This is a genomic window from Nocardia jiangxiensis NBRC 101359 (assembly GCF_000308615.1).
In the GTDB taxonomy this organism is placed as follows: domain Bacteria; phylum Actinomycetota; class Actinomycetes; order Mycobacteriales; family Mycobacteriaceae; genus Nocardia; species Nocardia jiangxiensis.
On the sequence record NZ_BAGB01000062.1, the window covers coordinates 34,967 to 55,219 of the forward strand.

General features: G+C 67.3%; 18 protein-coding genes. 8 read left to right on the forward strand and 10 right to left on the reverse strand.

The features are described 5' to 3' along the window. Window positions 1-46 precede the first annotated feature (46 nt). On the forward strand, window positions 47-1,885 hold the full coding sequence (locus ON40_RS27315) for an APC family permease (protein ID WP_040827609.1): 1,839 nt from the start codon (window positions 47-49) through the stop codon (window positions 1,883-1,885). Here ON40_RS27315 and ON40_RS27320 read toward each other — a convergent pair. From ON40_RS27320 to typA, 5 genes are all read right to left on the reverse strand, one after another. Then, window positions 1,882-2,325, reverse strand: a complete 444-nt coding sequence (locus ON40_RS27320; RefSeq protein WP_051193609.1) for a hypothetical protein — start codon at window positions 2,323-2,325, stop codon at window positions 1,882-1,884. The genes ON40_RS27315 and ON40_RS27320 overlap by 4 nt on opposite strands. Further along, window positions 2,322-2,480, reverse strand: a complete 159-nt coding sequence (locus ON40_RS53300) for a hypothetical protein (protein ID WP_169541910.1) — start codon at window positions 2,478-2,480, stop codon at window positions 2,322-2,324. The genes ON40_RS27320 and ON40_RS53300 overlap by 4 nt, the downstream gene beginning before the upstream one ends. Window positions 2,481-2,550: 70 nt before the next feature. Continuing rightward, window positions 2,551-3,465, reverse strand: a complete 915-nt coding sequence (mshB, locus tag ON40_RS27325) for an N-acetyl-1-D-myo-inositol-2-amino-2-deoxy-alpha-D-glucopyranoside deacetylase (protein WP_040827610.1) — start codon at window positions 3,463-3,465, stop codon at window positions 2,551-2,553. Further along, the gene (locus tag ON40_RS27330; protein ID WP_051193645.1) at window positions 3,462-5,261 is read right to left on the reverse strand and encodes an ABC transporter family substrate-binding protein; all 1,800 of its coding nucleotides are present in this window, start codon (window positions 5,259-5,261) and stop codon (window positions 3,462-3,464) included. Before ON40_RS27330 ends, mshB begins: the two co-directional genes overlap by 4 nt. Before the next feature lie 643 nt (window positions 5,262-5,904). Next, the gene (typA, locus tag ON40_RS27335) at window positions 5,905-7,806 is read right to left on the reverse strand and encodes a translational GTPase TypA (protein ID WP_040827611.1); all 1,902 of its coding nucleotides are present in this window, start codon (window positions 7,804-7,806) and stop codon (window positions 5,905-5,907) included. A 187-nt stretch (window positions 7,807-7,993) separates the two neighbouring features. On the opposite strand from typA, the gene ON40_RS27340 reads away from it, so the two are divergent. Continuing rightward, a complete protein-coding gene (locus ON40_RS27340; protein WP_040827612.1) occupies window positions 7,994-8,287 on the forward strand; it encodes a 4a-hydroxytetrahydrobiopterin dehydratase in 294 nt (97 codons plus the stop codon). Between the two features lie 8 nt (window positions 8,288-8,295). Here the strand turns inward: ON40_RS27340 and ON40_RS27345 are convergent, their stop codons facing one another. Further along, window positions 8,296-9,537 (reverse strand): mannosyltransferase, encoded by a 1,242-nt coding sequence (locus ON40_RS27345; RefSeq protein ID WP_051193610.1) that lies wholly within the window; start codon window positions 9,535-9,537, stop codon window positions 8,296-8,298. Window positions 9,538-9,888: 351 nt separating this feature from the next. Between ON40_RS27345 and ON40_RS27350 the strand changes: the two genes are divergently transcribed. Beyond that, window positions 9,889-10,767 carry an Rv1157c family protein gene (locus tag ON40_RS27350; protein ID WP_063713096.1) on the forward strand — a complete coding sequence of 293 codons (879 nt, stop codon included), beginning with the start codon at window positions 9,889-9,891 and terminating at the stop codon, window positions 10,765-10,767. Between the two features lie 229 nt (window positions 10,768-10,996). Then, window positions 10,997-11,311, forward strand: a complete 315-nt coding sequence (locus ON40_RS27355) for a hypothetical protein (protein WP_040827613.1) — start codon at window positions 10,997-10,999, stop codon at window positions 11,309-11,311. A gap of 120 nt (window positions 11,312-11,431) precedes the next feature. Here the strand turns inward: ON40_RS27355 and ON40_RS27360 are convergent, their stop codons facing one another. Both ON40_RS27360 and ON40_RS27365 read right to left on the reverse strand, forming a co-directional pair. Further along, entirely contained in the window at window positions 11,432-12,154 is a 723-nt protein-coding gene (locus ON40_RS27360) for a DUF1906 domain-containing protein (RefSeq protein ID WP_051193611.1), read from the reverse strand. Between the two features lie 232 nt (window positions 12,155-12,386). Beyond that, window positions 12,387-13,514 carry a hypothetical protein gene (locus ON40_RS27365; protein WP_040827615.1) on the reverse strand — a complete coding sequence of 376 codons (1,128 nt, stop codon included), beginning with the start codon at window positions 13,512-13,514 and terminating at the stop codon, window positions 12,387-12,389. Between the two features lie 1,182 nt (window positions 13,515-14,696). On the opposite strand from ON40_RS27365, the gene ON40_RS27370 reads away from it, so the two are divergent. From ON40_RS27370 to ON40_RS27385, 4 genes are read left to right on the forward strand one after another with little or no spacing between them, the layout of a single operon-like run. Next, complete coding sequence (locus ON40_RS27370) at window positions 14,697-15,347, forward strand: ABC transporter permease (RefSeq protein WP_040827822.1); 651 nt, start codon at window positions 14,697-14,699, stop codon at window positions 15,345-15,347. Next, entirely contained in the window at window positions 15,340-16,596 is a 1,257-nt protein-coding gene (locus tag ON40_RS27375; protein WP_051193612.1) for an ABC transporter ATP-binding protein, read from the forward strand. Before ON40_RS27370 ends, ON40_RS27375 begins: the two co-directional genes overlap by 8 nt. Window positions 16,597-16,651: 55 nt before the next feature. After that, window positions 16,652-17,410: an ABC transporter permease gene (locus ON40_RS27380; protein ID WP_040827616.1), complete on the forward strand. Its 759-nt coding sequence runs from the start codon at window positions 16,652-16,654 to the stop codon at window positions 17,408-17,410. Beyond that, window positions 17,407-18,381, forward strand: coding sequence for a glycine betaine ABC transporter substrate-binding protein (locus tag ON40_RS27385; protein ID WP_040827617.1), 975 nt, complete (start codon window positions 17,407-17,409; stop codon window positions 18,379-18,381). Before ON40_RS27380 ends, ON40_RS27385 begins: the two co-directional genes overlap by 4 nt. 18 nt (window positions 18,382-18,399) lie before the next feature. Here ON40_RS27385 and ON40_RS27390 read toward each other — a convergent pair whose 3' ends face one another. Further along, window positions 18,400-19,065: a GNAT family N-acetyltransferase gene (locus tag ON40_RS27390; RefSeq protein ID WP_051193613.1), complete on the reverse strand. Its 666-nt coding sequence runs from the start codon at window positions 19,063-19,065 to the stop codon at window positions 18,400-18,402. Window positions 19,066-19,303: 238 nt separating this feature from the next. Next, entirely contained in the window at window positions 19,304-20,242 is a 939-nt protein-coding gene (locus ON40_RS27395) for a helix-turn-helix transcriptional regulator (RefSeq protein ID WP_040827618.1), read from the reverse strand. Between the last annotated feature and the right edge of the window lie 11 nt (window positions 20,243-20,253).

Genomic DNA, 20,253 nt, shown 5'->3' on the forward strand with positions numbered 1-20,253 from the left:
ATGTGTCGCTGCGGCACCGAACAGCGTCCTCGCGTTCAATGGTTGTATGACGCAGACGCGGCAGAGGAGTACTTCCGAACGGCCGATCGCGGACCGCCGGTTGCGTCGACATCAACGCGGCGACGAATTCCGGCTCACCGCCCTGGGCGGCCTCGCGGCACTGTCACTGGACGCGCTGACGAGCGTCGCCTACGGCCCCGAGTCGATCGTGCTGGTCCTGGTCACCGCCGGGGCCGCCGCGGTCACCTGGACACTTCCGGTATCGCTGGCGATCGCCGCCCTGCTGGCCGTCCTGGTCCTGTCGTATCGGCAGGTCATCGCCGCACATCCGGACGGGGGCGGCGCATACGCCGTGGCGAAGCAGGATCTGGGCCGGGGCGCCAGTCTGCTCGCCGCGGCCAGTCTGGTCGTCGACTACGTCCTCACCGTCGCGGTCAGCCTGGCCGCCGGGGCCGCGAGCCTGGCCAGCGCGTTCCCGGCGCTGGCGGATCATCTGCTGCTGATCACGCTGATCGGCCTGGCTGTGCTGACGGCGATCAACCTGGTCGGGGTCGCGGAATCGGCGAAAGTTCTGATGGGGCCGACGATCGTGTTCGTAGTGGCCATCGTCGCCGTCATCGTGGTCGGCCTGAGCCGATCCGGACCGGTCGAGGTCATCGGCACCGACAAGGGACCGATCTCACCGACCGCCGCAGTCGGAATCCTCCTGCTGCTGCGGGCATTCGCCGCCGGATGCTCCTCGCTGACCGGTGTGGAGGCGATCGCCAACGCCGTCCCGTCGTTCCGCACACCCGCGGTGCGCCGCGCCCAGCACACCGAGATTGCGCTGGGTGTGCTGCTGGGTCTGATGTTGCTCGGGCTGGCAGTGCTGATCGGTAAGTACCACACCGTCCCGCGCGGCGATGTGACCGTCCTGGCTCAGCTCTCGGCGGGTGCGTTCGGCACCGGCTGGGCGTTCTACGTCACCAATCTCGCGGTGACCCTGGTACTGGTCCTGGCCGCGAACACCAGCTTCGGCGGCCTGCCGGTACTGCTGGCCCTCCTGGCCAAGGATCACCGCGTGCCGCACATGTTCGGAATGCGTTCGGAGCGACCGGTTTTCCGCTACGGCGTCACCGCCCTGGCCCTACTCGCCGCGATCGTCCTGGTGGTGGTGCACGCGGACACCCATCGACTGCTGCCGGTCTTCGCGATCGGCGTCTTCATCGGCTTCACGCTGAGTCAGGCGGGCCTGGTGCGGCATTGGCGACATCAGCGCGGCCCCGGCTGGATCCGGCGCACCGCCCTCAACGGCTTCGGCGCGACCCTCACCGCGATCGCCGGAATCGTGTTGCTGGCCGAGAAATTCACCGAGGGCGCGTGGCTGCTGCTGATCATCGTGCCCGTGCTGGTGGTGTTGTTCGCACGCACCGAACACTATTACGCCTCGGTCGCCGAGCAACTGGGCATGGGACTGGTCCCACCCACACCGCTGCCCACCGGCCCCACGCTGGTGGTGGTTCCGGTGGTGACCGTCAGCATGATCACCGAACAGGCGCTCGAGGCCGCGATGCGCATGGGCGGACAGACCGTCGCCGTCGCCGCGGCCATCGATCCGAGCGCGACGAAGAAACTCAGCGCGAAATGGGAGAAGTGGGATCCGGGCGTCCCGCTGACCGTGCTGCCCTGCCCCAACCGCAGCCTCGTGGCCACACTCGTAGGCTACGTCCGCAAACAGACCGCCGAGGGTAAGCGCGTCACGGTCCTGCTCGCCCAGATCGACACCCGGCACTGGTGGCAGCGTCTGCTGCACAATCCGCGCGGCCCGGTGCTGGCGGCGGCCCTGCGCAGCCGCACCGACGCGGTCGTCGCGACACTGACCGTGCACCTGAACCGGGACCACTAACGAGTGGTGGCCTTCCCCGCATTACGCGCGGGCAGAACGAAACCACGCCAGAACAGATACCAACCCGCCGGGACGATGCCGCAGGCCAGGAACAACGGAGTGGTCCAGCTGTCGGTGAGGATCACATCACCGCCGGGCCCGGTGGTCAGGCACACCACGAAGCCCAGCAGCCACGCCAGGACCGGCAGCGACATCGTGGCCGGACGCGAGACCACGGTCCCCATGCCGAGCACCAGCACCAGGTTGATCACCGCCGCGAAGGCCGCGCTGATCGGGAACGGAGTCGCACCGATATAACTCGGCAGATACAGCACCTCGACCGTGAAGGTCAGCAGGCCGTTGAACACCAGCAGCACCACGAGAGCCACACCGGCCAGCACGAACCCGGGCCGCTGATCCTCCACCGGGGAATTCGCGCGGCCGATCGCCGGGGCCGTCACGGGACGGGCGGGAAGCCGAGCAGCGTCAGCAGGTGACTCTGCATATCGACGAAGGAGTACAGCACCGACAGATACAGGTCGTGTTGCGCCTGGAAATGTGGCTGCTGACTCTGGACGAACGCCACGATGGCATCCTGCAGACTCCAGTTGTACATGCCGCTCAGTCTAGAGCCGACCCCACAGCACCGCGTCGGCCGTCACAAGATCGCGACCGTGCCCGGAGTGTCAACCGTTCAGGCCCGAGAACAGGTCGTGTTCACGGCCGTCCGCGCCGACCTCACCGCGTGAGCCACGCACGAGAATGTAGTGCTCCTCCGGCAGAATCGGCTGGGCGATATCGTTCGACAGCGCGAATTCGCGACCGGAGGGCGCCACCCCGACCTGGGTCGCGTGTGCGCGCAGAGCAGAGCGCTTGGCGGGCAGCACCTCGGAGACATCGATGGTGGCGGTCACCGATTCACTGGGCACACAGGCCAATTCACCTTCGGCGGGCAAACGCCAACCGGCCGGGAGCGCCCCGGGGAGCCGATCGACGGTGCGGCGGGCCAGCGCCTCGGTGTGCAGGCGCAACACCGTGGCATCGGTGACGGACCAGTAGAGTTTCGGTACGTCCCAACCTCTTTCGGCGGCGAGATCCACCGCATCCATCGAAACCCGGTGCGCGCGAAGATGATCCGGATGCCCGTACCCGCCCATCGGGTCGTAGCAGACCACCACCGCGGGCCGCACCTCGAGCAGAATCCGCACCAGCGCCTCGACCGCCGCGTCACCGGACTTCACGAACGCCCGCGGATGCAACGCCGCCTCCGATTCGCGAGGAGCCGCGGTGGTGCCCGCCATCCCGGAATCCCGCCAGCGCCCCGCACCGCCCAGGAACAACGGCGGACCGGCGCCCAATTCCGCCAGAGCCCTGGACAATTCGCCGATCCGATAACCGCCGAGCTGATCGGCCGCCGAACTCACCAGCTGCGCCCACCGCTCGCCGATGACCTCACCCTCCTCGCCGAGAGTGCAGGTCACCACGGTCACCGGCACACCCCGACGCCGATAGTGCGCGATGGTGCCGCCGGTGTCGATCGTCTCGTCGTCCGGATGCGCGTGCACCAGCAGCAGACCACCAACCGGGACGTTCTCGGTCACGACAGCCGCCGCCAGTTCGCCGCGCCGCCGAAGATCCCCACCTCGATCGAACCGCTGAGCGACACACCGTCCATCCGGGGCCCGGCCGCGGCGACACCGTTGTCCTGCACGATCGGCAGCACCGTCGCCAGATTCCACAGTTTCGGCTCGGCCTCGGCGATCGCTTTCGGCACATCGATACCGCGCAGAGCCGCGTCGATCTGCGGTTGCAGAGTCGGATCGCACACCCCGGAAACATTGCCGGGAGCCTTGCGAATCACCTCGACCTGCGACGACGAACTATCGGTCTGCCCGGTCGGCGCCGCGGGCGGGCAGCCGTACCGCGAAGCCAGCACTGTCGCCGGATCACCACCGGCCTGCTCCCAGCCGACGATCGCGTCCACCGTGCCGTCCAGCAGATCCTTACCGTAGAGCTCATCGGCGGGCAGGTTGCGCACACTGGCATCGATTCCGGCACTGCGCAATTGGTCCGCGGCGGTGTTGGCGACCGCGAGCGCGGTCGTATCCTTGTCCACCGCGCCGATCCGGATGGTCAGCGTCTTACCGTCCTTGGCGACCTGCCGCGGCTGCGGGGCGGGCGAAGTCGCCGAATTGGTCGGCGGCGTCTCGGGCGCCCGCGCGAAACCCGCCTCGGCCAACAGCCCGAACGCCTGATCGGCAGTCATCCGCGGCGGCTCGGTCGGAGCGTATCCGGGATCGGACGGCGAAAGTATCTGCGCCCGAGCAGGATCCACCCAACTACCGGTCTGCGCGCCGACCGAAGCCAGCAGTCCCGGATCCACCAGACCCAGCACCGCGCGCCGCACCCGGACGTCGCTGAGATCGCCGGTGCGGCCGTTGAGCACCAACTGCATCACCCGGGCCTGCGGCATGATCGCGGTCCGCACCGACGGCACCGCACCGAGCTGCGCCTGCGTCGCCGCGGTGCCGTGCACCAGCGCCATCTGCGCATCGCCCGAACGCAGCGATTCGGCCACCTGAGCGGCAGTTCCACCGCCACGCAACTGGATCTGATCCGGCACCGCCGGAGCACCCCAATACCGGTCGTTGCGTTCGAGCAGAATCTCCTCCCGGCCCGCGTCGGCCTGCTTGACCCGGAACTGCCCGCCGGAGATCGGATTCTGATCGATCAAACCGCGATCCAGCGTCAACGCCCGCTCGAACCCGCCGGGCGCATCCTTGAGCAGATGCGAGGGCAGCAGATCGGTGAACATACTCCGCCACGCCGGATAGGCCCCGTTCATGGTGACGGTCACCGTCTTACCGCCCTGCGAGGACCCCACATCGGTGATCATCCGATAACCGGCCGAATCCACCACGCCCGGCTGAGTGATCATCTGCTGCCACAGATAACGGAAATCCTCCGCCGCGATCGGCGCGCCATCGGACCAGGACGCCTGATCCTGGATCTTGTAGGTGATCGTGAACGGATTCTGCGACGTCACATCCGCCGACACCATCAACGAGTTGTCGGGCACCCAATCGGTCGCGCCCGGCGTCGAGGGCGACGGCACCGGCCGGAACGGACTCGGAAACACCATCGAGGCAACCGCATCGGTAGCCGGGGACTGATTCGACCGCAGATGCGGATTGAACCCGATCCCGATGTCGTCCACCGCCACCACCACCGTGGTCTTGGTCGGCGTGGCGGGCAACGTCTTCGGACTGTCCGTACTCTCGATCGGCGGCGGCGGATTCGCCGTACACCCGGCGAGCAACGTCACCGACGCCGCCAGCACCAACACCACAACCCGCAGCAGCACCGTGGCGCGCCGCGTTGCGCAAGCCCCCGACATCACGCCCGGCACTGTAGCAGTGTCTTTGGCCTCCGCTCCGCTCCGGCGGGCCGCGGCCCTTTCAGGGCCGATTCTTCCCTCCTCCGCTCCTCCGCTCCGCTCCCCCGCTCCGTCAGTCCAGAATCGCCCCGGGCCCCGGCCGCGAGTTGACGATTTCCGACGTCGGCGGAACTGGGTGAACTCGGGCTTCGCGCGCTCTGCTACGACGTCGCGTTCGATTACCGCCGGTTTGCTCCGGTCAGTCCAGAATCGCCGCGGGCCACGGCCGCGAGTTGACGATTTCCGAGATCGGCGAAGCTCGGTGAACTCGGGCTTCGCGCGCTCTGCTGCGGCATCGCGTTCGATTGCCTTCGCTTCGCTCCGGCGGGGTCCCCGAAGTAGCGGTGTTTTCCGGGGTGGGCGGAATCGGTTGGGGTCGTGTTCGTCCCGGTTCACCGCGCGATCACTCTCCAAACTTCCGGACCACTGCACCGGCCCGGTCTCGTCGGCTCACTCGGGGAGCTCACTGCCGCTGAGAGACTCGAGGAGAACGACATGTGCGGCCTCACCGGATGACACAGATCTCGGCGGGCCTTGCCGCACGCACCGGAAGGTGCTGTGCGACAAGGCGTTCATGCTTCGTCACGACGAACGAGAAGTCCTGCTACGCGTTCTGCGCCGCCCGGTCGCGGGCCTTGCGGCGGGCGGCCTCGCGGCCGCGCTCGGTGGCGCCGAGGATGACCTTGCGCACCCGCACGACCTCCGGGGTGACCTCGACGCACTCGTCGGCGGCGCAGAATTCCATCGCGCCCTCGAGGTCGAGCTGCAGCGGCTTGGCCAGGGTCTCGAATACGTCGGCTGTGGCCGAACGCATGTTGGTCAGCTTCTTCTCGCGGGTGACGTTGATGTCCAGATCCTCCGCGCGCGGGTTGATCCCGACGACGTGGCCCTCGTAGGTGTCCGCACCCGGCTCCACGAAGAACTGTCCGCGATCGGCGAGCTGGATCATGGCGAACGGGGTCACCGAACCGGCGCGGTCGGACACCAGCGAACCGGTGTGCCGCGCGCGAATCTCGCCGGCCCAGGGGGCGTATCCGTCGAACACGGCGTTGGCGATACCGGTGCCGCGGGTCTCGGTCAGGAAGTCGGTGCGGAAACCGATCAGGCCGCGCGAGGGGACGATGAACTCCATGCGCACCCACCCCGCGGAGTGGTTGCTCATCTGCACCATCTTGCCCTTGCGAGCGGCCAGCAGCTGGGTGATCGCGCCCAGGTACTCGTCGGGGCAGTCGATGGTCAGCTCCTCGAACGGCTCGTGCACCTTGCCGTCGACCTGCTTGGTGACCACCTGCGGTTTGCCGACGGTCAGCTCGAAACCCTCACGGCGCATCTGCTCGACCAGGATGGCCAGCGCCAGCTCACCACGGCCCTGCACCTCCCACGCGTCCGGGCGGCCGATGTCCAGCACGCGCAGCGAGACGTTGCCGACCAGTTCCTGGTCCAGCCGCGACTTCACCATGCGAGCGGTCAGCTTGTGGCCCTGCGTCCGGCCGACCAGCGGCGAGGTGTTGGTGCCGATGGTCACCGAGATGGCGGGCTCGTCGACGGTGATGCGCGGCAGCGCGACCGGATTGTCCATGTCGGCGAGGGTGTCGCCGATCATGATCTCCGGGATGCCCGCGATGGCGACGATGTCACCCGCCACGGCCTCCTCACCGGGTGTGCGCTCGACGCCGATCGTCTTCAGCAGTTCGGTGATCTTCACGGTCTTCACGCCGTCGCCGTGCATCCACGCGACGTTCTGGCCCTTGCGCAGGGTGCCGTTGTGAATGCGGACCAGGCCGATCCGGCCCAGGAACGGCGAGGCGTCCAGGTTGGTGACGTGCGCCTGCAGCGACGCGGTGGGGTCACCCTTGGGCGCGGGAACGTACTTCATCAGGACTTCGAACAGCTCGTCGAGGTTCTCCGCATCGGGTGCGTTGCCGTTGTCGGGACGGCTGGTCGAGGCCTTGCCCTCGCGGCCCGAGGCGTAGAGCACGGGCAGATCCAGGGCGAGCTCCGCGGCCTCGGACGCCTCGTCGTCCAGATCGGAGGCCAGGTCCAGCAGCAGATCGTGGCTCTCCTCGACGACCTCCTCGATGCGGGCGTCGGGCCGGTCGGTCTTGTTGACCACCAGGATCACCGGCAACGACGCGGCCAGCGCCTTGCGCAGCACGAAACGGGTCTGCGGCAGCGGCCCCTCGGACGCGTCGACCAGCAGGACGACACCGTCGACCATGGACAGCCCGCGCTCGACCTCACCGCCGAAGTCGGCGTGGCCGGGGGTGTCGATGACGTTGATCACCGTGATGGTGCCATCGGCGTTGTGCCGGTGCACCGCGGTGTTCTTCGCCAGGATCGTGATGCCCTTCTCACGTTCGAGGTCACCGGAGTCCATGACCCGGTCCACGAGCTCGGCACGTTCGGCGAAGGCGCCGGACTGCCGCAGCATAGCGTCGACCAGCGTCGTCTTGCCGTGGTCGACGTGCGCCACGATGGCGACGTTGCGGAAGTCGACAGACGACACGTTGATTCCTCCTGCTGAAGATGGTGGTTGCCGGCCCGACCCTCGCCGTAGAGGATCCGTACAAGACAGGTGGAGACAACTCACCGGGCATGCGGCCGGCTACAGCGTACCGAAATCCAGCGAAGGCTCCCTCCTCGACCTGTTCGGATCGCCCCACAGGCCGTGCCGACAGGGGTACAACCGGGGTATGGGTATTGCACTGCTCACCGAGGAAGAACTGCGCACCGCACTCGCGGACCTGCCGGATTGGACTCGTACCGGCGACAGCATCGCCCGCACCGTCGCGGCGTCGTCGTTCCCGGCCGGGATCGATCTGGTCGGCCGGGTCGCCACCGCGGCCGAGGAGGCGAATCACCATCCCGACATCGATATCCGCTGGCGCAAGGTCACCTTCACACTGTCCACGCATTCCGCCGGTGGGCTGACCGCGCTGGATTTCGCGTTGGCGAAACGAATCGACCAACTGGCACAACAGGATTGACGCCGCACCTACGCGGTGGCGTAGGCCCCGAATCGCACCCGGAACCGATCGCGCCGGGTCCAGATCAGCCACGAATAGAACCCCAGCACCCCGATCACGTCCACCGCGCCGAGCCAGGACAACACCCCGGGCCGGGAGATCTTCCAGATCGTGGGCTGCGCGAACGACAGCACCCACGGCACCCCGATCAACGCGTTCACCAGCCAATATCCCGCCACCACACGGACGCCCACGGCCGTGCGCAACGGCCCGTACGTCAGCCACAGCAGCAGCGGCAGCAACCAGACCCAGTGATGCGACCAGGAGATCGGCGACACCATCAAGCCGAGCAACTGCACCACCAGCAGCGCGCCCAGCCGATCCTCCGCCTCGAGCGCCCGCCAGGCCAGTACCGCCAGCACCGCGACCACCACGACCCACGCGATCCACCAGGGCCCGAACGGAATTCGATGTCCGGCCAGATGCCAGGGCGCGCCCGCGTCGTGTCCGAGGATGCGGCTCAACGCCCCGCGCAGCGACTGGTTCCACACCGAACCCACCGGACCGATCCGATTCGCATCCCCGACCAGCGGCCCGAAATAGGTTCGCGTCTCACCGGGCGAGATCGCGAAACTCAGCCCGATCGTCGCGGCGAACGCCACCGCCGAGGCCACCGCACTCGCCCAGCGTCGCTGGGTCAGGAAGTACAGCCCGGTGATCGCCGGAGTGAGTTTGACGCCCGCGGCCGCGCCGACCAGCAGTCCCGACCACCACCACCGCGCGGATCGCACCGCGAGCATCACCGCGAGCATCAGAAAGACGTTGACCTGGCCGTAATCGATGGTGGTGCGCACCGGCTCGAGCCACAGCCCCAGCGCGGTCCAGCCCAGTGCCGCAGTGTGCCAACGACTCTCGCGCGCCGCCTCACCCAGGATCAGGCCGAGGGCCAAACGCACCACCGCGTACAGCGCCGCGACGATCAGCAGCAGCCACACCACGGCAATCACGGTGAACGGCAGGAAATGCAACGGCCAGAACACCACCGCCGCGAAGGTCGGATAGGTGAACGGCAGCGGAAAATCCGGTGTCTTGTCCGCATAGGTGAAGTCGTAGAGATGACCGCTGCCCAGCGAGGCCGCCCCATACACGTAGACGTGCAGGTCGACCAGGTTCATTCCGTTGGGCGAGACCAGCATCCACAACATTCGAGCCAGAACCGACAGACCCAGCACCGAGGCGGCGATCGGGCGGGCGCGGGGAGCGGTCCACATTTCTCCGAGTCCCGCGCTGCCGCTGAGTGCCGTCCGGAGACTTGGGTTCACTGCGAACAACTTTCAGTCGGGTCGGCGGGCCGGGTCAAGACTAATCACACCGTTACCAGTCACACCGTTCCCCCGTTCCGCGAACCCGTGACACGCCCGGTACCTTTTGCAACATAAATCCCATGAGCACCACTGGTCACACGATATATTCCGAGCATGCACCGAATAACTTGCTATTAGCTGAACGGAAGATCACAGCTGCGCTGTACAACACCCTGCTCACTCCCTAGAGTGGCACGGCGTACGCGATGCGCCCTCGCATCGCATTTTGACGTACCCGAGCTAAGGACGGCTACACCAGTGCTTCGCATCAGAGGAACGCGGTTCGCATTGTCGGTGCTGGCCCTTGCGGCCGGCGCGGCCCTCACCGCTTCGAGCACGGCAATCGCGGCTCCGGCCGCGCAGACCCAGGCGAATACCCCGCTGGTGCCCGAGGGCGTGCCGGTGGACGCGCTGGTCTCGCTGGCGCCCGCCATCATCGGCGCGGCTGCGGCACAGCAGATCTCCAGTCCGGCACAGCAGTCCATCCTGGGCCAGGCGCAGCAGGCGCTGAACTCCTCGGGCCTGCCGCCGTCGGTCAAGACGACCCTCGGCGCGCTGATCGCGTTCCTCGACGGTAGCAACGGCGGCGGACCGGACATTCCCAAGAATGGGCCGACCATCGCCCAGTTCCTGTACCCGAGCATCGGCAAGGACTGCATCGGCGCGGGTTCGGATTCGGTCGGCACCGCACTGGCCGTGCCCGGTCCCGCCGAACTGCCGCCCCCGGGCCCCAAGGCCGGGCAGACCGGATTCGTGTTCACCGCCCTGGGCACCAAAGGTCTTACGCCGCACCAGAACGCACCGATGACGGTGCAGTGGATCAACCTCGACAGCGGTCGGGGCGGCACGCAGGCACTGACCGACTCCGCGCACATCAACCCCGGCGGCCCGGCCACCCTGTCCGCGATCGTCAACACCGGCACGGGACGGGTCGTCGCGGTGGTCTCCGGTTCGCTGACCACGCAGCCCGCCGCCGACAAGGCGCCGATCACCTGCTCGTTCCTGCCGACCCTGGGCTTCTTCACCGTTCCCAACGTGGCGCCGGGCGCCGCGCAGCAGGCCAAGACCCCCGCCAAGCGACCGCAGCAGGCCGTACAGCCGCAGGCCAAGACCCCGGCGGCCGCACCGCACGCATAACCGAATCCGAGCCCGCGAGACCGGAGTTCGACAGCACTTCACACCGGAGTGTCGCCGTGCGCGACACTCCGGTTTTTTTGGTCTTGATACAGCGTAGAACCCCCGCGAATTGTGATAGACCCCATATATGTCGACTGTCGATCAGCTCGAACGGTCCGCATCACCCACCTCCGATTCCGCCCGTGCGAAATCGGCATCCGCCACGAGTGGGCGCGCCGGGCGGTCCGTCATGTCCCGCCGGTCCTACAAATCGATTCTCTCCACGCGCTCACACCGATCGATCCTGTCGATCCGCTCCGAACGTTCCATCCTGTCCATCGGATCGGCCTACTCGGTGCTGTCCATCGGCAGCGTCGGATCGGTCCTGTCGGTCGGCTCGATCGGCTCGTTCTTCAGCCTGGGCTCGGTCCTGTCCGGCCTCTCACGCTGGTCATTGCTGGCCTGGACCGGCAACCGCGAAATCCCCGAGGCCCGCCCGACACTCCGCGTCGTCCCCGAAGAGCCCGACCTGTCCAAAGACCCCACCTGCCACTGCCAGACTTGAGTTTTTGGCCTCCGCTTCGCTGCGGCGGGCCGCGGCCTTGGAGTTGGCGTTATTCGGGGCGGGCGGAACTGGGTGTCCGGTCGACGTTGCACATCGCGAAGTGTGCGAGATGGTGCTCGATCACCACTGGCCGTAATTGGGAGTGAGGATGGTGTTCAGGTCGACGCTGATGTTGTCGAGGGTGCATTTGTTGATCTGGAACTGGTGGAGGTTGGCGGCGGGGTGCACGAATCCGGGTGGGGTGCCCCAATCGTGTTGCCAGAAGTACGTTCCCAGTCCGGCGACGCGAGCGAGTTCGATGGTGGGGGCGTTGGCGTAGACGCCGAGGCGCTTCTTGCCGATCACCGATTGCCAGCCGGTCAGGTAGGGGGCGATCAGCCGGACGAATTGGATCGGGGTCGGGTTGTCGTCGATCGAAGCGTAGATCGGGGCCGAGTCCGGGCCCCCGGCGACGCCGTGCAGATGCAGGCCGCGGTCGGCGCACTGCTTGCCCGCCTCCTCGCCGCCGCGCCAATCCGCCGTGGGCCCCTTGCCGTACTGATAGTTCGAGACGACGGTGAGTCCGGCCGCGTGCAGGGCGTCGACCTCCCGGGCCTGCAAAGGCTTGGCCGCCATCCATTCCGCGCCCGGGCGCCGCTCGGAGACGTATCGGATCGCGCCGGCATGTCCGGCCGAGCGGATGGACGCGGCCGAGGGGACTCCGCCCGCATAGTCGACCAACGTGCCGAGCTTGGATTGCTCGGCCGAAGCGGGGGATGCGAATGCGCCCACGGCGGCGGCCCCGACGGCCGTACCGGCGGCGTATCCGAGCAGGGTGCGGCGAGAGATCGGGACGGGACGCATCGACGACACTCCTTCGGCTCAGTGGAACTGCATACCTGCGTATCTGCCCTGTACTGCCCGTTGGAACCCGCCGACGCACTCGGCGCACCTTCCCCAATGACATCGTGAATGCCATCTGCGCGCCGAGCGCCTCGAACGTGAACCAATTTCACCACACTCACATGAGAACCGCCATGCTCACAGGGCGCATCAACCTCATACGCACCAGAAATCCCCCCTGTCCCGGCAGAGGTCAGTCGGTGGCCGCGGTGATGCGGTCCGCGACATCGATGATGCGTATCGACGGATCGGCGAGTTCGGCGACCACGACCCGCGCCACCTGGGCCGCGACCTGCGCGCGGATACCACCGAGCACACCGAGTACCCGCGCCCGCCGGCTGCCGGCCTGCAGATCCACCCCGATGTCGCGCGCATCGGGCGGCACCGCGTCGATGACGACGAACAACGGATCCGCCGCTCGCGCGATCAACAGCAGCGGGATCTCCACCTCGGCGCGATAACGATTGTTGCCCAGCACGGCGACCGTGATATCCAGCGTGACGGGTATGACCAGGTCGAATTGCACAGGATCCCCGGCTCTTTCGGACAACCGCGGCATGCGCACAGTGCCCTTCACATCGACCGTGGCCGCCCGGCGCGGCCCGGTTCGCAGCGGACCGACCTGGACGATCCGCCCGGCCAGCCCCTCGACGACCTCGCGCACCCGGGCCGCGGTGACGATCCGCGGGAAGAATCTGCGCCCGAATTCGGTGTAGTCGATCCAGGTGAACTGCTCGAGCGCCCGATGTCGCGAACGAGTGCCGTTCATGATCGCCTCGACGTCGAAGACGCGGGCGCGGCGCGCGCCCGGATCGGTGAGCATCGCGTTGACCCGATTGGCGACCTCGCGCTGCACGAGCGTCGCGATCGGATCCATCAGCAGATCGATCGCATTCCCGACGGCCTCCGCACGCACCACGAAACTGACGTCGCGCCCGCGCACCCGCGGGATATCGATGACGATCAGCAGCGGATCGGCGGTGCGCGCGTGCAGCGTCAGATCGATCTCCACGACTGCTTCCAGGCGAAACTGCTTGCCGCCGAGGGTCACGGTGAGGTGCAGCGAAACCGGCAGCCCGACCTCAAAGGTCACCTGTGGCCCGTTGCGCACGATCTGTGGTCTGCCGACACTTCCCTCGGCCACGAATCCCGCGAGCCCGGCGGGGCCGATCGAGAACGGACCGATGGATATCCCCCGCCCGGCCATCCCCGCGACCGCGGCCTCGATCCGCGTGGGCGTCACCGCGGCCGCGACGAAGCGTTCGCCGAACACTTCGTAATCGATCCAGGCAGGGGAGCTGTTCTGGCTGGACTGTCGCATGAGTTACCGAAACCTCGCTGTGCCGGATGGTGCGCCTGCCGATCCCAATCCCACGCCCGAGCGTACCGATCCCCGGCTTCCCCACGCGAATACGACGCAGTGCTACGACACACGAAGTGATCAGCGGAAAGAAGTGATGCCCCCGGTGTGCAGGTCCCTGTCCTGCCGATGAGGGGGCAGCAGGACAGGGACCGCGTCGACGGCGCTGCCGGGCGCCGCCGGGTCCATAGTAAGGCTCGGCGCGCAGTGCGCCTCCCCCACCGGTTAGAAATACTCGCACGCCACAGGCGGTATTTCCCAAACGGCCGAGACCGACCTTACCCGCCTGATCGGCCCTGGCGTCACGAGATTTTTCTACCGCATCACACTTGCTGCCCCCACCGATGGGGACAGCCTTCTCGCCCCAGCCGAACCCGAGGTGTGTCTGACACCCGAATGCGCTGGTAGCGGCACAGATCACCGCACCGAAACCGCACAGGTGAGCTCGCGACCGACCTCCGCGGACATTCTTCCTCCCAGCAGATTCCCACCGAGCACTCGCCTGGAAGACCTGTCGCAACCCGAGTCCGAACGCCACGGGAAACCCCGCTCGACACATCGCCGAATCGACGGCCGCGAACTCGACGAACGCCGCGACCCCTCGTACCGCCCGCTCCCGGACATCTCTCGCCACCGGCACCATCCCCGAGTGCCACCGCCGACTACTGGTCCGGCTGCCGGATCGGCCCCGGCCTTCGAATCCCCATCGCTCCCACACACCACGCATCCGGCGACGCCCCACCACGACTCCACACACCGCATCCCCCTACCGACGGACTCACCCCAATGTCATTCGATAAGACGTTCGATCGAGCGGCACGGTTCCCTCGATCCGGAAATTTCTTCGTGGCGCTTCACCCATATCGCCGACCCACGCCCGCGCGAGCATTCCGACCACACGGTCACACCGGCTCGATGACGCCCTCGCGCGCGCTTGTCCAATTTCCCCGCCCGCCACACCGGTATGCTCGAAAGTGTCTCAGTTAGGCCAGTTTTCATCTCACTGTCCGGGAAATGCCCGGTCACACTGGACATTTGGCCACGTGCGCAGCGAAAAGGCAGGCCGAAACGGCGAAAACGCGCATCTCCGGCAACCCCTCGGTACACTGTGCCGCGGACGTCGAGCCGCCGGAAGGAACCATCCTGGAAACTCTGTGGACGTATGTCGTCGACCACCGCACTCAACTACTGACGGATTCGTATCTGCACGTTTCCGCAGTGGTGCAGTCGGTTGTGATCGCGACCGTGGCGGCGGTGCTGGTCGGCATCGTCGTACATCGCAGTCCCTGGGGTTCGGCGCTGGCCACCGCGGCGGCCAGCATCATCCTGACCGTCCCTTCATTCGCCCTGCTCGGCCTGCTCATCCCGGTACTCGGCCTGGGTGTACGCCCCACCATCACCGCGCTGGTGCTGTACGCGTTGCTGCCGATCCTGCGCAATACCATCGTCGGGCTCGCGGGCGTCGATCCTGCCGTGGCCGACGCCGCTCGCGGCGTGGGCATGAACCGGCTGCGGGTGCTGACCGGTATCGAACTCCCGCTGGCCTGGCCCGCGATTCTGGCGGGTATGCGGGTCAGCGCCATGATGTCGATGGGCATCCTGGCCATGGCCGCCTACGCGAAGGGCCCCGGCCTGGGCAACATCATCTTCTCCGGCCTCGCCCGCCTCGGCAGCCCGACCGCGGTGCCGATGGCATTGAGCGGCACGGTGCTGATCATCGTGCTGGCGCTCCTGCTGGACGCCGTGCTCGCCCTCATCGGCCGCCTCACCACCCCCAGGGGAATCCGTGACTGAAACCGCAACCGCCGGATCCGATACCGCCGAACAGCGGCACGGCGCCGAGATCGTGCTCGACTCGGTGACCAAACACTATCCGGGACAACGGGATCCGGCCGTCGAGGAATTCTCGATCACCATTCCGGCCGGGGAGATCGTGGTCTTCGTCGGCCCCTCGGGCTGCGGTAAGACCACCACCATGCGGATGATCAACCGCCTGATCGAGCCGACCTCCGGCACCATCACCATCGACGGCCGAGATGTCTCGGGCATCAACGCGGATCGGCTGCGCCGCAGCGTCGGCTATTCGATCCAGCAGGCCGGGCTGTTCCCGCATCTGACCGTCGCCCGCAACATCGCGACGGTGCCGGGACTGCTCGGCTGGGATCGCAAACGGATCAGCGCCCGCGTCGACGAGATGCTCGAACTGGTCGGCCTCGAACCCGGCACCTTCCGCCGCCGCTATCCGCGTCAGCTCTCCGGCGGGCAGCAGCAGCGCGTCGGCGTCGCCCGAGCGCTGGCCGCCGATCCGCCGGTGCTGCTGATGGACGAGCCGTTCGGCGCGGTCGATCCGATCACCCGCGGCCTGCTGCAGGACGAGCTGCTGCGCCTGCAGGCCGACCTGCACAAGACCATCGTCTTCGTCACCCACGACTTCAACGAGGCGGTCAAGCTGGGCGACCGAATCGCCGTGCTGGGCGACCGATCCCGCATCCTGCAGTACGACACCCCGGCCGCGATCCTGGCCGATCCGGCCGACGACACCGTCGCCGGATTCGTCGGAGCGGACGCCGCACTCAAACAGCTCACCCTCACTCGCGTCGCCGATGTCGACCTGGGCCAATGCCCCACCGCGATCGAGTCCGACACCCCGGATGCCCTGCGCGCCGTCTTGGCCGAACGCGAGTGGAAATGGGGCCTGATCCTGGACGCCCAGCGCCGCCCGCTGCGCTGGGTCTCGGCGGACCATCTGGCACACGCCGCCACCCTGCGTGAAGCGGGTCAGCCGGTCGCCGGGACGGTCGCCCTGCGCGCCTCACTCCAGGAGGCCCTGGAAACCCTCCTCGCCGACAGCACCGCCCATGCTGTGGTCACCGGCCGTCGCGGCGAATACGCCGGTCTCATCGCCATCGACACCCTGGTCACCCACCTGTCCGTCATGCGCGACGAACACTCCAGCGACACAACGGATTCCGCGGACGACGCGGCCTCTGATCCGGACGCACCATCTCCGGACCGGCCGACCAGCGGCGAGGCGAAGCCATGAGCGCCAACGTGATTCGCCACCGCGCGCCGCGGCCCGACCTCGGCGGGGGACGCGTATGAGCCCGGCGGATCAGCGTACCGAGCGGCGGGCCGATCTGGTTCGGCTGGCCGTGCAGCCGCTGCTGGCGATCGCACTGGCCGCCGGAGTGCTGTTCTGGGCGTTCCACCGCACGCTCACCACGACTCAGCAGGCCAGTATCACCGGGGCGAACATCACCACCGTGGTGCGACAGCACGTGCTGATCACCGTCACCGTGGTAGCGATCGTCGTGGTGATCGCGGTGCCGCTGGGCACGTTGCTGACCAGACCCGGATATCGCAGGCTCGCACCGGTTTTCGTCGGTATCTCCAATGTCGGCGCGGCCGCCCCGGCCATCGGATTGATCGTGCTGTACTACCTGCTCACCCAGAAGACGGGATTCTGGGTCGGGGTCGCGCCGATCGCGTTCTATTCGCTGCTTCCGGTGCTGCGCAATACGATTCTGGGGTATCAGCAGGTCGATCCGACACTGGTCGACGCCGGACGCGGTCAGGGTATGTCGGCGGCAACGGTGTTGCGGCGCATCGAATTTCCGCTGGCCGTGCCGTATATCCTGGCGGGCCTGCGGACTTCGCTGGTACTGGCCGTGGGCACCGCGACGCTGTCCTTCCTGGTCAGCGCGGGTGGTCTCGGCATCCTGATCGACACCGGATACAAGTTGCGCGACAACGTGACTCTGTGGGTGGGCGCACTGCTCGTGGTCGCGCTGGCGTTGGTGGTCGACTGGGTCGGCGCGCTCGCCGAGCAATTCCTCGGACCTCGGGGGCTGCGGTGAAACGCGCACTGCTGGCCACGCTTTCGGCCGTACTGTGCCTGCTCCCGATATCGGGATGCGGACTCGAATCCGGCGGTTCGGTGCCGCTGGAGGTCGGGCCGGGCAGCATCACCCCCGTGCCGGAGCTGAAGGGCGTGCCGATCACGGTGGGCTCCAAGGACTTCACCGAACAACTCGTCCTCGGCTACATCCTGGAATTCGCCCTCAGCGCGGCCGGGGCGCAGGTGCGCGACCTGACCGACATCACCGGCTCCAACAGTCTGCGCGACGCCCAGTTGCACGGCCAGGTCGACATCGCCTACGACTACACCGGCACCGGTTGGATCAACTATCTGGGCAACGAGAACCCGATTCCCGACTCCGGCCGGCAATTTCAGGCTGTGCGCGACGAGGATCTGGCGAAGAACGGCATGGTGTGGGCGGATCTCGTGCCGATGAACAACACCTACGCCATGGTCGTCAACAGCGCGGGTGCGGAGAAGACCGGCGCGAGGACGTTGTCGGACTACGCGCGCCTGATCAACACCGATCCGAGTATCGGCCCGACCTGTCTGGGCACCGAATTCAGTGTGCGCCCGGACGGTTACCCGGGCATGGCCGCGAAATACGGCATCGATATCGGCAAGGTGCACAAGCAGCTCATGCAGGACGCACTGGTCTATCCCGCGACCGCGAACAACACCTGCGAATTCGGCTCGGTGGACACCACCGACGGCCGCATCAAGGCGCTGAACCTGCATCTGCTCGACGACGATCTCGGCTTCTTCCCGAAATACAATGCGGCACTGGTGATGCGGAAGTCCTTCGTCGACGCGCATCCACAGGTGGCCAAGGTGCTCGCGCCGATCTCCCGGCTGCTGACCAACGAGACCATCACCGAACTCAACGGTCAGGTCGACCTGCACGGTCGGGAACCGGCCGTGGTCGCCCGGGACTGGATGGTCTCGCAGGGATTCATCACGGCCCGATGATCTCTCGGGCCGCGGCGATCAGGCGTTGAGCAGTTGCGGTCCGCCGTCGAGTTCACGTCCGATGGTGGCGCGCACGGCGGGCCATTCCTCGTCGAGGATGGAATAGAAGGCGGTGCTGCGAATCTCACCGTCGAAGCCCCGCGAATGCGCGCGGCGGACCCCGTCGCTGGTCGCGCCCAATCGCTCGATCGCCATGCGGGAGCGCATATTTCGCATATCCGCCCGCATGGCGATCCGGCGCACCCGCCACACCTCGAAAGCGTGCGTCAGCATCAGCAGCTTGGACTCCAGGTTGATCCCGGCCCCGCGCGCCTGCGGCGAGAGCCAGGTATTGCCGATCTCGGCCGCGTCGGGTATCGCCAGCAGCGGATCGCCCGAGGGCTGCCCGTGCACGACCGGCCACACCATCGGCCCCTGCCAATAGTCGAAACGGGTGAATCTGGTCGATCCCAGCACCCGATCGTCCGCGGCGGAGACGATCGCGAACGCCAGCCCGGTACCGGCGGCGTGCGCGGCCACGGCCTGCGCGACGTAGTCGGCGGCCTCCTGGACTCCGTGCGGGACGGGTGTGTACGCATACGCGTCGCGATCCCCGGTTCCCGCCGCGGCGAGCCCCAGGACGTGATGTGGCGTAAGCGGTTCCAGTCGCACCAGACGACCGGTGAGAGCAACGAGTGCAGGCACGTTTCCCTCATTCTTTCGGAACGGTCTCCGGCACACGTCGGACAGGTGCAGCCGCGCCGGCCAGAACGCTCCGGATCGACGAACCAGCCCTGGCGCGCCAGCAGCAGCATCGGATAGCGAGGTGAACGATAACGGAACATCGATCGACCACATCGCAGGCTGAGCGTAAATTCGCGCCGCTGCTCGCGTGTCGTCCGGCGGGTCACAAAACCCCTGTGTGCGCATGGTTTCCGCGAGTTCACGCCTGCGGGACGGCCGCCGCGTAGCGACGCGCCAGAGTCCGGATGTGCGCCACCAGTTCCGGCGGGCCGTCGACGCGGAAATCCATCATCAGCATGCTCAGATAGATCGCTATCGTCTCGAGCGTGTCCGCGCCGGTGAGCAGCAGGCAGGAGTCCTCGTCGATCGGCTCGACGACGCCGACGGTCGGATTGATCCGTCCGATGACCGTTTCCGCGGGCGCGAGGACGGTGACGCGGGCATGCACTTGCCAACCGGCCGTGGCGATTTCACGCAGGACGAAGGCGACCAGATCGTCCTCGGGCAGGGCTCGCGCTGCGAAATGCCGTTCGACCGCTTCGACATTCCGCCATGCGGCAACGGGTAATGCACGCCAGCAATGGGTTTCGAGTTCGTAGCCGACCAGATACCACCGGCGCTGCCAGTTGATCAGCCGATACGGCTCGACCTGACGATCGTCGATCCGCAGCGTGCGTCCCGCGCGCACGGCCGCGGCCACGGTGGCCAGGGTCTGCGCGGGCACTGGGGCATCCGGCTCGCGCGATCCGGTCACGGCGGGGCCGATCTCGGTGGCGCCGCGCAGCGCGGTTACCTTGCGTTGCAAGCGTTTCGGCAGAATCCTGTCCAGTTTCGCCAGTGCGCGCGCCACGTTGTCACCGATATCGGCGATCCCGGTGGACCCGTCCTGCGCCAACCCGATCGCGACGGCCACCGCGACCGCCTCGTCGTCGTCCAGCAGCAGCGGCGGCATCGTGCTGCCCTGGCCGAGGCGATAGCCACCCGCCGTGCCGCGTCCGGCGTGCACCGGATAGCCCAGCTCGCGCAGGCGGCTGATGTCCTGGCGCAGCGTGCGATCGGTGACGCCGAGACGTTCGGCCAGCTCACGTCCGGTATAGCCGCGGTCCTGAAGCAGCGACAGCAGTCGTAACGCGCGCATGGTCGCCGTCA

Coding starts and splice junctions, on each gene's coding strand:
- ON40_RS27315 (WP_040827609.1), top strand. CDS start 47: ATGACGCAGACGCGGCAGAGGAGTACTTCCGAACGGCCGATCGCGGAC.
- ON40_RS53300 (WP_169541910.1), bottom strand. CDS start 2,480: ATGTACAACTGGAGTCTGCAGGATGCCATCGTGGCGTTCGTCCAGAGT.
- ON40_RS27330 (WP_051193645.1), bottom strand. CDS start 5,261: ATGTCGGGGGCTTGCGCAACGCGGCGCGCCACGGTGCTGCTGCGGGTT.
- ON40_RS27340 (WP_040827612.1), top strand. CDS start 7,994: ATGGGTATTGCACTGCTCACCGAGGAAGAACTGCGCACCGCACTCGCG.
- ON40_RS27345 (WP_051193610.1), bottom strand. CDS start 9,537: ATGTGGACCGCTCCCCGCGCCCGCCCGATCGCCGCCTCGGTGCTGGGT.
- ON40_RS27355 (WP_040827613.1), top strand. CDS start 10,997: ATGTCCCGCCGGTCCTACAAATCGATTCTCTCCACGCGCTCACACCGA.
- ON40_RS27360 (WP_051193611.1), bottom strand. CDS start 12,154: ATGCGTCCCGTCCCGATCTCTCGCCGCACCCTGCTCGGATACGCCGCC.
- ON40_RS27365 (WP_040827615.1), bottom strand. CDS start 13,514: ATGCGACAGTCCAGCCAGAACAGCTCCCCTGCCTGGATCGATTACGAA.
- ON40_RS27380 (WP_040827616.1), top strand. CDS start 16,652: ATGAGCCCGGCGGATCAGCGTACCGAGCGGCGGGCCGATCTGGTTCGG.
- ON40_RS27395 (WP_040827618.1), bottom strand. CDS start 20,242: ATGCGCGCGTTACGACTGCTGTCGCTGCTTCAGGACCGCGGCTATACC.